Source organism: Acidovorax sp. LjRoot74 (assembly GCF_964254355.1).
In the GTDB taxonomy this organism is placed as follows: Bacteria; Pseudomonadota; Gammaproteobacteria; order Burkholderiales; family Burkholderiaceae_C; genus Acidovorax.
In genome coordinates, this window is sequence record NZ_CAXUTI020000001.1 from 880382 (window position 1) to 894114 (window position 13733).

General features: G+C 65.9%; 9 protein-coding genes and 1 riboswitch. Of the genes, 6 read left to right on the forward strand and 3 right to left on the reverse strand.

Annotated elements, in window-relative coordinates:
• Positions 1-60 precede the first annotated feature (60 nt).
• Both ftsA and ftsZ read left to right on the forward strand, forming a co-directional pair.
• Positions 61-1290 carry a cell division protein FtsA gene (ftsA, locus tag ACSQ3O_RS04105; protein WP_063460085.1) on the forward strand — a complete coding sequence of 410 codons (1230 nt, stop codon included), beginning with the start codon at positions 61-63 and terminating at the stop codon, positions 1288-1290.
• 151 nt (positions 1291-1441) lie between these two features.
• On the forward strand, positions 1442-2683 hold the full coding sequence (gene ftsZ / locus ACSQ3O_RS04110; RefSeq protein ID WP_436137953.1) for a cell division protein FtsZ: 1242 nt from the start codon (positions 1442-1444) through the stop codon (positions 2681-2683).
• A 147-nt stretch (positions 2684-2830) separates the two neighbouring features.
• On the opposite strand, the gene ACSQ3O_RS04115 is transcribed toward ftsZ, so the two are convergent.
• Positions 2831-4612 (reverse strand): methyl-accepting chemotaxis protein, encoded by a 1782-nt coding sequence (locus ACSQ3O_RS04115; protein WP_436137954.1) that lies wholly within the window; start codon positions 4610-4612, stop codon positions 2831-2833.
• A 223-nt stretch (positions 4613-4835) separates the two neighbouring features.
• Here ACSQ3O_RS04115 and lpxC point away from each other — a divergent pair, with 223 nt between their 5' ends.
• From lpxC to ACSQ3O_RS04135, 4 genes are all read left to right on the forward strand, one after another.
• Complete coding sequence (gene lpxC / locus ACSQ3O_RS04120; protein ID WP_436137955.1) at positions 4836-5759, forward strand: UDP-3-O-acyl-N-acetylglucosamine deacetylase; 924 nt, start codon at positions 4836-4838, stop codon at positions 5757-5759.
• Positions 5760-5766: 7 nt separating this feature from the next.
• Positions 5767-5943 (forward strand): hypothetical protein, encoded by a 177-nt coding sequence (locus tag ACSQ3O_RS04125; protein WP_171012186.1) that lies wholly within the window; start codon positions 5767-5769, stop codon positions 5941-5943.
• Between the two features lie 52 nt (positions 5944-5995).
• Positions 5996-6119: riboswitch (TPP riboswitch) on the forward strand.
• Positions 6120-6240: 121 nt separating this feature from the next.
• Positions 6241-8145, forward strand: coding sequence for a phosphomethylpyrimidine synthase ThiC (thiC, locus tag ACSQ3O_RS04130; protein WP_436137956.1), 1905 nt, complete (start codon positions 6241-6243; stop codon positions 8143-8145).
• A gap of 206 nt (positions 8146-8351) precedes the next feature.
• Positions 8352-10007 carry a methyl-accepting chemotaxis protein gene (locus tag ACSQ3O_RS04135; protein ID WP_436137957.1) on the forward strand — a complete coding sequence of 552 codons (1656 nt, stop codon included), beginning with the start codon at positions 8352-8354 and terminating at the stop codon, positions 10005-10007.
• Between the two features lie 67 nt (positions 10008-10074).
• On the opposite strand, the gene ACSQ3O_RS04140 is transcribed toward ACSQ3O_RS04135, so the two are convergent.
• Both ACSQ3O_RS04140 and gspD read right to left on the reverse strand, forming a co-directional pair.
• Complete coding sequence (locus ACSQ3O_RS04140) at positions 10075-11463, reverse strand: GspE/PulE family protein (RefSeq protein WP_436137958.1); 1389 nt, start codon at positions 11461-11463, stop codon at positions 10075-10077.
• Between the two features lie 20 nt (positions 11464-11483).
• Positions 11484-13733, reverse strand: a complete 2250-nt coding sequence (gspD, locus tag ACSQ3O_RS04145) for a type II secretion system secretin GspD (protein WP_436137959.1) — start codon at positions 13731-13733, stop codon at positions 11484-11486.

Here is a 13733-nt window from a genome sequence, read left to right on the forward strand (position 1 = left end):
GGCGGTTGATCACGCGGTGGGACGGGCAGCGGGACAGAACAGAAAAGGGCAGAGGCTGATATGGCAAGAGAGTACAAAGACGTGGTGGTGGGGCTCGACATCGGCACGGCCAAGGTCATGGCCGTGGTGGCCGAAGTGCTGCCCGGCGGCGAGCTGAAACTGGCCGGCCTGGGCGTGGCGCCCAGCAATGGCCTCAAGCGCGGCGTGGTGGTCAATATCGACGCTACGGTGCAGAGCATTCAGCAGGCCTTGAAAGAGGCCGAGCTGATGGCCGACTGCAAGATTCAGCGCGTGTACACCGGCATCACCGGCAGCCATATCCGCGGCCTCAACTCCAGCGGCATGGTGGCAGTCAAAGACAAGGAAGTCACCTCTGCCGACGTGGCGCGCGTGGTGGAGACGGCCAAGGCCATCAACATCAGCAGCGACCAGCGCCTGTTGCTGGTGGAGCCTCAAGAGTTCGTGATCGACGGGCAGGATGTGAAGGAGCCCATCGGCATGAGCGGCATCCGACTGGAGGCCAAAATCCATATCGTGACCGGCGCGCAGAGCGCGGCCGAGAACATCATCAAGTGCGTGCGCCGCTGCGGCCTCGAAGTGGAGCAGCTCATGCTCAACCCGCTGGCCAGCAGCCAGGCCGTGTTGACCGACGATGAGCGCGAGCTGGGCGTGGTGGTGGTGGACATCGGCGCAGGCACGACCGACGTCGCCATCTTCACCGGCGGTGCCATCCGCCACACGGCCGTGATTCCGATTGCGGGCGACCTGATCACCAGCGACATCGCCATGGCGCTGCGCACGCCCACCAAAGACGCTGAAGACATCAAGGTGGAAAGCGGTTACGCCAAGCAATTGCTGGCCGACCCTGAAGCCCAGGTGGAAGTGCCCGGCCTGGGTGACCGCAGCCCGCGCATGCTGAGCAAGCAGGCGCTGGCCGGCGTGATCGAGCCGCGTGTCGAAGAAATCTTCTCGCTCGTACAGCAGGTGGTGCGCGAGTCGGGCTACGAAGAAGTGCTGTCGTCGGGCATCGTGCTCACGGGCGGCAGCTCCGTGATGCCCGGGATGATCGAGTTGGGCGAGGACATCTTCCTCAAGCCTGTGCGGCGCGGCATTCCCAAGTATTCGAGCGCTCTGGCGGACATGGTGGCCCAGCCCCGTGCAGCCACTGTGATGGGCCTTCTGGAAGAGGCCCGGCTGGCACGCCTGCGCGGGTTCAAGGTGGCGCAGAAGAGCGGGTCCATGAAGACCGCGTTCGGGCGTTTCAAAGATTTCATCGTGGGGAATTTCTGACCATGAAATACCCCCTCTGGCTGGCGCGCGGTAGCCCACACCGAAGACCGCGAGAGCGATGGCGATGCACAGGCCCGCCACGCTCTCCGTCCGTCAATACCCCATCTCCCATTTGGCAATTGCATACGAATTTAGAACCAGGAGCTCCAAGATGACCATCGAAATGATCGAAGCCGAAGAATTCAACCAGGGCACCCAGATCAAGGTGATCGGTGTGGGCGGCGGCGGCAGCAATGCCGTCGAGCACATGATTGCCCGCAGCGTGCAGGGCGTGGAGTTTGTCAGCGCCAACACCGATGCACAGGCGCTCACGCGCAGCTCGGCCCACCGTGTCATCCAGCTGGGTGGCAGCGGCCTGGGCGCGGGCGGCAAGCCTGAAAAGGCCCGCGATGCGGCCGAAGCCGCCGTGGAAGACATCCGCGACGCCATTTCCGGCGCGCACATGCTGTTCATCACGGCCGGCATGGGCGGCGGCACGGGCACGGGGGCGGCCCCCGTGATCGCGCGCGTCGCCAAGGAAATGGGCATCCTGACCGTGGGCGTGGTGACCAAGCCGTTCGACTGGGAAGGCGGCCGCCGCATGAAGAACGCCGATGACGGCTTGGCAGAGCTGGAAGCCAATGTGGACTCGCTGATCGTGGTGCTCAACGAAAAGCTGCTCGACGTGCTGGGTGACGACATCACCCAGGACGAGGCCTTTGCGCACGCCAACGACGTGCTCAAGAACGCCGTGGGCGGCATCGCCGAAATCATCAACGAGTACGGCCAGGTGAACGTGGACTTTGAGGACGTGCGCACCGTGATGGGCGAGCCCGGCAAGGCCATGATGGGCACGGCCACGGCCAGCGGCCCTGACCGCGCGCGCATCGCCGCCGAACAGGCCATCGCCTGCCCGCTGCTCGAAGGCATCGACCTGTCGGGCGCCAAGGGCGTGCTGGTGCTGGTCACGGCGAGCAAGGGCAGCCTCAAGCTGTCCGAGTCGCGCCAGGCCATGAACACCATCAATGCCTACGCCTCGACCGACGCGCATGTGATCTTCGGTGCGGCCTACGACGAAACCCTGGGCGACGAGATCCGCGTGACCGTGGTGGCCACGGGCCTGTCGCGTGCCAACGCACGCCGCCAGCCTATCTCGGTGGTGCAGGGTGGCCTGCGCACGGGTACGGACAACATGGCCTACCAGATGCCCGTCGCAGGTGTGGGCACGCTGGGTGGCGCCGTGGGCGTGCAGGGCGGCCATGCAGGCAGTGCGCAGGCCGACTACGGCAGCATGTCGGTGCCCAGCGTGTGGCGCACCAACCGCACGCAGGCGGCAGCCCGCGTGGATGCGCTGTCGTCCGGCGGCATGGATGACCTGGAGATCCCGGCCTTCCTGCGCAAGCAAGCCGACTGACATCCCGCTGATCGCACAGTGCTGGCCCCTCCCGGGGCCGCAAGACAAAAAGCCCTGCCAGCGCAAGCTGGCAGGGCTTTTTTACTGGTGGGGTGTGGCGTGATTCAGCGCGCACTCAGGCCTGGGTAGCCCCAGGCATCTCAGCGATCAGAAAGACTCCCAATCATCGTTGTTGTCTGCCGCAGGCTTGGTGCTGCTCGCTTTGGGTGGCAAAGCCGCCGCTGGGGCTGGCGAAGGGGTGGAAGGGCGAGGGGGCGCCGGCGCCTTGGCGAGGGCCGGGCGGGGCGCTGCTGCACGCGCCACAGGAGCCACGGCGGGGCGTGGAGCGGCTGCGGGCCGGCTGGCCGGAGCGGGAGCGGCGGTGCTGCCGTTCACTCGGAACAACGCCACCACCTGGGTGAGCTTCATGGCCTGCTCCCGCAGGCTGTCGGCGGCGGCGGCGGATTGTTCCACCAGCGCCGAGTTCTGCTGCGTCATCTGGTCCAGCTGGTTCACGGCCGTGTTGACCTGGGCAATGCCCTGGCTTTGCTCGGAGGTGGCCGAACGGATCTCTCCGATGATGTCCGTCACGCGCTGAACGCTGTCCACGATCTCGGTCATGGTGGCGCCGGCATTGCCTACCAGCTGGGTGCCCGATGCGACCTTTTCCACGGATGCGTCGATTAGCGCCTTGATTTCCTTGGCGGCAGCAGCGCTGCGCTGGGCCAGGTTGCGCACTTCGCTGGCCACCACGGCAAAACCGCGCCCTTGCTCGCCAGCTCGGGCGGCCTCGACGGCGGCGTTGAGCGCCAGGATGTTGGTCTGGAAGGCGATGCCGTCGATCACGCCGATGATGTCGCTGATCTTGCTGCTGCTGGCATTGATGTCCTGCATGGTGGACACCACGCGCGACACCACCTCGCCCCCCCGTGCCGCCACCGCAGCGGCCGATGTCGCCATCTGGTTGGCGGTCTGGGCCGAGTCCGAGGTCTGCTTGACGGTGCTGGTCAGCTCTTCCATGCTGCTGGCCGTGGTCTGCAGGTTGCTGGCCGTGTCTTCGGTGCGGTGGGCCAGGTCGTTGTTGCCCTGGGCAATTTCGCCCGAGGCAGTGGCAATGCTGTCGGTGGCCGAACGCACCTCGGTGACCAGCTTGCGCAGCGATCCCACCATGTGGGCCAGGCCGTCCAGCATCGAGCCCGGGTGGGCGGTCGGGATCTGCGCGTCCAGGTTGCCCTCGGCCACCTCCTGCATGATGGCGATGGCCTCGGTAGGCTCACCGCCGATCTGGCGCAGCACCGAGCGCGAGACCACCATGCCAATGGCTCCCACCACCAGGAACACCACCACCACCAGCGCCAGGCTGGACCACAGGGCCTTTTGCAGCAGCGCATCCACATCATCGGTGTACAGGCCCGAGCCCACCATCCAGTTCCAGCCATCCACCCGCACGATGTACTGCAGCTTGGGCACGGCAGTAGTCTGGCCGGGGCGGGCAAACATGGTGGGCACGAACGCCTTGCCATCCTTGCTGCTGCGCATGCCGTTCACGAGCAGGCCGATGATGTCCACGCCCGAGCCGTCCTTGACCTTGCCCAGCATGTCCTGCCCATCCCATTCGGGCTTGAAGGGGTGCATTACCCCCACGCCTTCGGTGGTCCAGATGTAGAAGTACTCGGTCTTGCCCTCGGGGCCGCCGTAGCGCGCCAGGCGCAGGGCCTCCTTGGCGGCTTTCTGGGCTTCCTCCTGCGGCATGGCGCCGCTCGCGGCCTTGGCCTGGTAGGCAGCCACGATGCTGTGGGCAGACTGCACGGCGGTGGTCAGCATGTCCTTGCGCGATTCGCTGATGAGCCTGCGTTCCTGCAGCAGCGACAGGATGGCCATGATCAGCAGCGCTGCAAGCGCGGTGCCGATCATGAGCATGATTTTCATTTTGAAGCTGAGCTTGCTCATGGTGTGCGTTCTCCGGTGGGGCGGCTTCTGTCGGTCTCTGTGGGCTGTCACGTTGTCTTTGTTTTTGCTGGGGCGCCGGGGCGCTGCCGCCAAGGCATTGTGCGGCGAAGGCCGGGCCGGGCGCTGTAGGTGAAAACGCTGCGGTAGCTCTACCTACCCGCGATGCCGGTGCCCGTAAAACCTCAGTGTGTACGGGGCAGGGCCCAGAAACTAAAATGCGCGGATGCTCCAGCAACGCACCCTCAAGACATTGACCCGCGCCGTTGGCGTCGGACTGCACAGCGGCCAGCGGGTCGAACTGACGCTCCGGCCTGCACAACCCGACACTGGCATCGTCTTCCGCCGGGTGGACTTGCCCCAGCCCGTGGACATTCCGATCCGGGCTGAGGCCGTCACGGACACGCGGCTGGCGTCCACCATCGCGGTGGGCAGTGCCAAGGTGCACACGGTGGAGCACCTGATGTCGGCCTGTGCGGGGTTGGGCATCGACAATCTCTATGTGGACATCACGGCCGAAGAGGTGCCCATCCTTGACGGCTCGTCTGCAGCCTTCGTGTTTCTGCTGCAAAGCGCGGGTATCGCGCTGCAAAATGCGCCCAAGCGCTTCATCTGCGTCACTCGGCCGGTGGAGGTGCGCGAGGGCGAGGGCTCCAACACCAAATGGGCGCGTCTGTCGCCGTACCACGGCTACAAGCTCCGTTTCGAGATCGACTTTGACCACCCCGCGGTCGATTCCACCGGCCAGAGCGTGGAGTTCGACATGGGCACTGGCAACTACAGCCGCGATATCGCCCGGGCGCGCACCTTCGGTTTCACACGCGATGTCGAGATGATGCGCTCGCGCGGGCTGGGACTGGGCGGCGGTCTGGACAACGCGATCGTGATGGATGACTACAAGGTACTCAACAGCGAGGGCCTGCGCTATGACGATGAATTCGTCAAGCACAAGATGCTGGACGCCATGGGCGACCTGTACCTCATCGGCAAGCCCTTGCTGGCCGCGTACAGCGCATTCCGCTCGGGCCATGCCATGAACAACCTGCTGCTGCGCGAGTTGCTGGCCCAGCGCGATGCATGGGAGGTGGTCACCTTCGAGGACGAGCGCCAGGCCCCCAGCGGTTTTGCGCAGACCGTGCGCGCCTGGTAGCGCTGCGATGCTGATCTTCCGCTGGCTGGCGATGCTGCTGCTTCTGGCGGCGGCCGTGTCGTTTGCGTTTTATGCCGGCACGGGGCAGGTGCGCTACAAGCGCCTGGGGCTGGTCATCCTCAAATGGACGGTGATTGCAACCGTCTTCTTCTTTGCGGTGATCCTCATCGGCCGCCTGGCCTGAGCTTCTGATCGCACTGACACCGACGCCCCCGTTTTTCCTCTGCCCTATACTCGCGCCTGCTCCGGGGTGTGCTGATGCGCTGAGATGCAAGGGTCCTGAAGGAATTCAGGCGAGCTTGCGAACCCGACGAACTTGATCCGGTTCATACCGGCGGAAGAAGAGCCGACCTCCTTGTCCCCGTGCCCGCAGTCCCTGTGGGCACGCCTTGCCTCAGGGGCTGCCATGCGCAGCCACCCGAGGGGCGCACAGGTCCATTCCGGAGCAGAACCCACCGCCCCGGAACCAGGAGACCTGCCCATGAACGCCCCCGACCCCCACGCCAAGCTCGCCGCCCCCGAAAAATTTGCCGAGCTGCTGGCCCGCACTCGCGAACCCTTCCCCGCATCGCGCAAGGCCTACATCCCCGGCGAACTGCACACCGACCTGCGCGTGCCTGTGCGTGACATCGCGCTCACCAATGGCGAGCTGGTCAGTGTGTACGACACCTCGGGCCCCTACACCGACCCGAACGCCGTGATCGACGTGCGCCAGGGCCTGGCCAGCGTGCGCGGTGGCTGGATCACCGGCCGTGGCGATGTCGAGCACTACGAAGGCCGTGCGCCCGTGGCGCTGGACGACGGACAAAAGAGCGAAGACGCCACCCGCCTGGCCCAGCTGCGCGCCGAGGCTGCCGCGCTGCAGCGCAAGCCGTTGCGTGCCAAGGCAGGCGCCAACGTCACGCAGATGCACTACGCCAAGAAGGGCATCATCACGCCCGAGATGGAATACGTGGCCATTCGCGAAAACGGCAAGCGCGAGTGGATGGAGCAGTACATGGCCGACGCAGGCCGTGAGAAGCGCCTGATGGGCAACCCGATGGGTGCCAGCATCCCTCGCATCATCACTCCCGAATTTGTGCGCGACGAAGTGGCCCGGGGCCGCGCCATCATCCCCGCCAACATCAACCACCCCGAGGTGGAGCCGATGGCGATTGGCCGCAACTTCTTGGTCAAGATCAACGCCAACATCGGCAATTCGGCTGTCACATCGAGTATCGAGGAAGAAGTGGAAAAGCTCGTGTGGGCGATCCGCTGGGGCGCCGACAACGTGATGGACCTCTCCACCGGCAAGAACATCCACACCACGCGCGACTGGATCGTGCGCAACTCGCCCGTGCCGATTGGCACGGTGCCGATCTACCAGGCGCTGGAAAAAGTGGGCGGCGTGGCCGAAGACCTGACCTGGGAAATCTTCCGCGACACGCTGATCGAGCAGGCCGAGCAGGGCGTGGACTACTTCACCATCCATGCGGGCGTGCGCCTGGCCTACATCCACCTCACGGCGCAGCGGCGCACGGGCATCGTGTCGCGCGGGGGCTCCATCATGGCCAAGTGGTGCATGGCGCACCACCGCGAGAGCTTCCTGTACGAGCACTTCGAGGACATCTGCGACATCATGAAGGCGTACGACGTGTCGTTCAGCCTGGGCGATGGCCTGCGGCCCGGCTGCGCATCGGACGCCAATGACGAAGCGCAGTTTGCCGAGCTGCACACGCTGGGCGAGCTGACCCAGGTGGCCTGGAAGCACGACGTGCAGACCATGATCGAAGGCCCCGGCCATGTGCCCATGCACATGATCCAGGCCAACATGACCGAGCAGCTCAAGACCTGCCACGAGGCGCCGTTCTACACACTGGGCCCGCTGACCATCGACATCGCCCCCGGCTACGACCACATCGCCAGCGCGATTGGCGCCGCCATGATCGGCTGGATGGGCACGGCGATGCTGTGCTACGTGACGCCCAAGGAACACCTGGGTCTGCCCGACCGCGACGACGTGAAGCAGGGGATCATTGCCTACAAGATCGCCGCGCACGCCGCTGATGTGGCCAAGGGGCACCCAGGCTCCCGTGCGCGCGACGATGCACTCAGCCAGGCGCGCTTCGACTTCCGCTGGCAGGACCAATTCAACCTGGGCCTGGACCCCGAAACAGCCAAGGAATACCACGACGAAACCCTGCCCAAGGACTCGGCCAAGGTGGCGCATTTCTGCTCGATGTGCGGGCCCAAGTTCTGCTCCATGAAGATCACCCAGGAAGTGCGCGACTTTGCTGCGCAAAAGGGCCTGGCCGAGGCCGATGCGCTGGCCCAGGGCATGGAGACCAAGGCGGTGGAGTTCCAGCGCGGCGGCGGCGAGCTGTACATCCCGCTCAAGCCCGTCTGATCGGCACGGCGCGATCCTCTGGATAAGAGCGGCTACTGGCCCCGTGGTTTCCCTACACAAGGGCCACGGGGCCGTGCTTACCCTGTGCGGCGAAGGCAGCGGCTGGGCCTATATTTCCTCCAACGTCCGGCCCAGAAGGCCGGTTGGTGGGTGTGGCACCAAATTTGCTATGCTGGGTAATCTGTTAAAAATTGTAAGGAAGAGCCATGAATGCTCTCGGCCGCTTCTCCATCCGCACGCGTCTCTATTTCGGAACCGTCTTTTCCCTGATTCTTCTGGTCGTCATTGGTGCGATGGGTTATGTGGCCCTGGACCGCACGCGTGGCACGCTGCAGGTGCTGTTCTCCGAGCGGGTGCAGACGCTGACCGACATGTCCGAACTGCGCACCACCCTGGGTGACCTGCGCCGGACCGAAAAAGACATCATCATCAATTTCAACAACTCGGTCGAGGTGTCTGCCCTGCGCGAGTCCTGGGCCAAGACCCTGGCTTCGCTGCGCAAGAGTCTGGCCGAGGTGCGGCAGGTGCAGTCGGGCGACGCCGCGTTTGTGGCCTCCATCGACAAGTCGCTGGACGAGATCAAGCAGTACGAAACCGGCATCTCCCCCATCTTCGAGAAGATCGAGGGTGCGCAGCTCGATGGCGCGGGCGGCGGCGCCTATGCCGACCGCCTCAAGGTGCACATGGAGGCCACCGACAAGTTGTTCTCCAGCCTGGCCAGCTCGGCCCGCACACAGATGGACGAGGCCCGCGCGGGCGTTGAGTCGCGCACCTCCACCATGTCGGCGCTGATCGGCATCGGGCTGGTGCTGGGGCTGGCGGTGCTGATCCCGCTCACCTTCTTCAGCGTGCGCTCCATCACCAAGTCGCTGGGCCAGGCCCAGGAACTGGCCGAACGGATCGCCAGCGGAGATCTGTCGCGCGATGTGGCGCCCATGAACCAGGACGAGGTGGGCCAGCTGGTGGGCGCCATGGGCCGCATGCAGGATGCGTTGCGCAGCCTGGTGCGCGAGGTGCAGGACGCAGCGGGCAACATCTCCACTGCCAGCTCCGAGATCGCCAGCGGCAACCACGACCTGAGCCACCGTACCGAGCAGACGGCGGCCAACCTGGAAGAAACCGCTTCGTCGATGGAAGTGCTGACCAGCACGGTGCAGCAAAGTGCGCAGTCATCGCGCCAGGCCAGCGACTTCGCCTCGTCGGCCGCCGAAGTGGCTGCGCGCGGTGGTGCCGTGGTGTCACAGGTGGTGACCACCATGGACCAGATCACCACCAGCTCGCGCAAGATTGCCGACATCACGGGCGTGATCGATTCCATCGCGTTCCAGACCAACATCCTCGCGCTCAATGCCGCCGTGGAAGCCGCGCGTGCCGGTGAGCAGGGCCGGGGTTTTGCGGTGGTGGCCAGCGAGGTGCGCAACCTCGCGCAGCGCAGCGCCGAGGCCGCCAAGGAGATCAAGGGCTTGATCGGATCGTCGGTGGAGCGGGTCGAAGACGGCTCGCGCCTGGTGAGCCAGGCGGGCCAGACCATGACCGAGATCGTGAGCAGCGTGCGCCGTGTGTCGGACATCATTGCCGAGATCACCGCCTCGTCGGCCGAACAGAGCGACAACATCGGCCAGATCAGCCAGTCGGTCACCCAGCTCGACCAGATGACGCAGCAGAACGCGGCGCTGGTGGAGGAGTCCACGGCGGCCTCCGAATCCCTCAGGGAGCAGGCGCACCACCTGACCAGTGCGGTCAGCCAGTTCAAGCTGCAGGACGGCGGCGCCTCGTCGGGGTTTGCCATGCCCGCCCCGGTGGCCGCGCACCCGCCGGCGGTGGCCCAGGTGGCGCGGCGCTCGGCCTTGCAGATCCGGTAGTTTGAAGCTTTTCTGGCCGTTTGCGCGCGGCCAGTAAGCCTTTTGAGCTACTAAATATGTAGCAAACTCAGTCCCGTGTCACTCGCAGCACTTCTTCGCGGCTGGTGATGCCCGCCGCAATCAGGCGTTCGCCATCCTCCCGCATCAGGGCCATGCCATCGGCCATGGCGGCGGCGCGGATGTCGGCCTCGGCGGCTTGGTTGTGGATCTGGGCGCGGATGGCGTCGTTGGTCACCAGCAGTTCAAACACGCCCGTGCGCCCCGCGTAGCCTGTGTGGCCGCAGGCGTCACAGCCCGTGCCGTGGCAGTGGGTGCAGTATTTGCGCACCAGGCGCTGGGCCAGCACACCCAGCAGCGAGGACGACAGCAGGAACGGCTCCACGCCCATGTCGGTCAGGCGCGTGACGGCGCTGGCGGCGTCGTTGGTGTGCAGCGTGGCCAGCACCAGGTGGCCGGTCAGCGAGGCCTGGATGGCAATCTGCGCGGTCTCGAAGTCGCGGATTTCGCCAATCATGATGATGTCCGGGTCCTGGCGCAGGATGGCGCGCAGGGCCTTGGCAAAGGTCAGGTCGATCTTGCTGTTGACCTGCGTTTGCCCCACGCCGGGCAGCTCGTATTCGATGGGGTCTTCCACCGTCATGATGTTGTTGCGCGTGGCGTCGAGCCGCCCCAGGCCCGCGTACAGCGTGGTCGTCTTGCCCGAGCCCGTGGGCCCGGTCACGAGGATGATGCCGTGCGGCTGGCTGATCAGGCCCTCAAAGCGCTGCAGCGTGTCGCCCTGCATGCCCACGGATTCCAGGCTGAGCTTGCTTTCACTCTTGTCCAGCAGGCGCAGCACGGCGCGTTCGCCATGGGCGCTGGGCAGGGTCGAAACGCGCACATCGATGGCACGCGTGCCCAGGCGCAGGCTGATGCGGCCATCCTGCGGCAGGCGTTTTTCCGAAATGTCGAGGTCGGCCATGATCTTCAGGCGCGAGATCAGGGCCGCGTGCAGCGCGCGGTTGGGCTGCACCACTTCGCGCAGCGTGCCGTCCACACGGAAGCGTACGCTGCTGTGGCGCTCGTAGGGCTCGATGTGGATGTCGCTCGCGCCATCGCGCGCGGCCTGCGTGAGCAGGGCGTTGAGCATGCGGATGATGGGCGCGTCGCCCGCCGACTCCAGCAAGTCCTCGACGGCAGGCAGCTCCTGCATCATGCGCGAGAGGTCGGCGTCGCTCTCGACCTCGCTCACCACGGTGGCGGCGCTCGATTCGCTGTGCGAGTAGGCGGCGCTGATGCGCTGGGCCAGGCCCGGTGCATCGAGCGGCAGCAGCTGCTGCACGGGGTGCTTGCGCAGCACTTCGGACAGCGCCCCCGCGTCGGGGCTGGGGCCATGCCACAGCACGAGCTGGTGGCCGTCATCCTCCAGCAGCAGCTGGGCCGTGCGGGCAAAGGCGTAGGGCAGGGGGTGGCGCATGGTTTGGTCTGCCTGCCTGCTTATTGCTGCGGCTGGGGCGCCGCCGGGGTGGTGGCGGGCTTGTTGGCGGCAGGCGCTGGCAACGCAGGCAGTACGGGGGCGCCCGACACGGTGCCCATCATCAGGCTGGGCGCAGGCTGGGTGGTCTGCTGCAGCGCGCGGATGGCTTCGTAGCGGTCCACCACCAGCGCGTCGCTGGTGGCGGTGTCGCGCACCACGATGGGGCGCAGGAAGATCATCAGGTTGGTCTTGCGGCGCGAGCGGTTCTCGCTCTTGAACAGATTGCCCACCACGGGCAGGTCGCCCATCAGGGGCACCTTGTCCTCGCCCTGCGAGTAGGTGTCTTCCAGCAGGCCGCCAATAACGATGATGCTGCCGTCGTCCACCACCACGTTCGATTCGACCGCACGCTTGCTGGTGGTGGGGCCAGTGGCGTTGGACAGGGTGGAGCGGTCGATTTTGGAGATCTCCTGGTAGATCGCCATCTTCACCATGCCGTTTTCACCGATCTGCGGGCGCACCTTGAGCATCAGGCCCACGTCCTTGCGCTCCACGGTGTTGAACGGATTCACGGTGCCGTTGTTGCCGGTGTTCGCATACGAACCCGTGACGAAGGGCACGTTGTCGCCGATGAGGATGCGTGCCTCTTCGTTGTCCAGCGTCATGAGGTTTGGGGTGGACAGCACGTTGGCGTCGCCGCTGTTCTGCAGGAAGTTGGCCAGCGCGCCCAGGTAGTACTGGCCGTTGATGCGTGGCGCCAGCGCCAGGTTCATGCCAGCGCCCAGGCCTGTCGCTGCGGTGGCGATGCTGGTGGTGCTGCCCGAGGCCAGCGCGGCGGTCAGCCCGATGATGTTGGAGCCCGCGGCACCGGAGTTGGTGCCAATCACGCCAATGGTGCCATCGCCCTGCTTGCCCAGGATGCCCTGCCACTGGATGCCGAACTGCGCCACCTTGTTGGCCGCGACTTCCACGATCAGGCTTTCCACCAGCACCTGCGCGCGGCGGCCGTCGAGCTTGTCGATCACGGTGCGCAGCTGGCGGTACAGCGGTTCGGGCGCGGTGATGATGAGTGAGTTGGTGGTCGGGTCGGCCTGGATCTGGCCGCCGGTGGAGGGCTGGTTGTTGTTGGTGCTGGCGGTGCCCATGGTGTTGCTGCCAGCGCCCAGGCCGCTGCTGTTGCCCGACAGGCCGCTGCCCGTGGACAACATGCTGCCGCTGTTGTTGCTGCCGCCGCTCAGGCTGGTGCTGGGGGCCGGGGCCGGGCTGGCGCCACCACCCGTGCTGGTGCCGCCGCCTGCGCCCATGGCGGCCATGGCCGCGCGCAGCGTGGTGGCCAGCTTGGTGGCGTCGGCGTTCTTGAGGTAGACCACATGGATGTTGCCGCTGGCGGCGCTGCTGCCGGGGGCGGGTGGTTGGTCCAGCCGGTCCACCAGGGCGCGCACCTGGGCCACGCGGGCCGGGTTGGCCGCTCGCAGGATGAGCGAGTTGCTGCGCGGCTCGGCGATCAGCGTGGTCTTGAACGAGGTGTCGGCCTGGCCGGGTGTGGCGGCGGGCGCACTGCCGCCATCGATCAGGCGGGCCACCAGCGGCGCCAGGTCAGCGGCCACGGCGTTGCGCAGCGGGATCACCTCCACGTCGCTCGCGTTGGAGACATCCATGGCTGCCACGATGCGCGCCAGGCGCTGCAGGTTGTCGGCGTAGTCGGTGATCACCAGCGAGTTGTTGCCGGGGTTCACGTTGATGGTGTTGTTGGGGCTGATGAGCGGGCGCAGCACCGGCACCAGGTTGGCCGCGTTTTCGAAGTTGAGCTTGAAGATCTGCGTGACGATCTGCCCGCCGCTCGGGGCGCTGCCCGCGTTGCCCTGCACCACGCTCACGCTGCCGCCCTGCAGCTTGGCATCGGCCTCGGGCACCACCTTGTAGAGGCCCGCGGTTTCGACCACGGTGAAACCTTGCAGCCGCAGGGCTGCCAAAAACTGCTGGAACGCGGCGGCGGGTGTCACTGCGCGCTCGGTCACCAGGTTGAGCTGGCCCTTCACGCGCGGGTCCACCACCACGTTGCGGCCGGTGATGGTGGCCATGGTGCGGGCCACGGCCTCGATTTCGGCGTTGGCAAAGTTGAGCGTGACGGGTTCGCTGGCGCGCACGCTGCCAGTCCGGGTATCGATCGCAGTTTGGGCAAAAATTTGGCCGCTTCCGCCCGCTAGTAAAGCGCTTGCAGCTATTGTTTTGAGAGCGAATCGCAGGCGTGGTGACAACAAGGAGTTCAT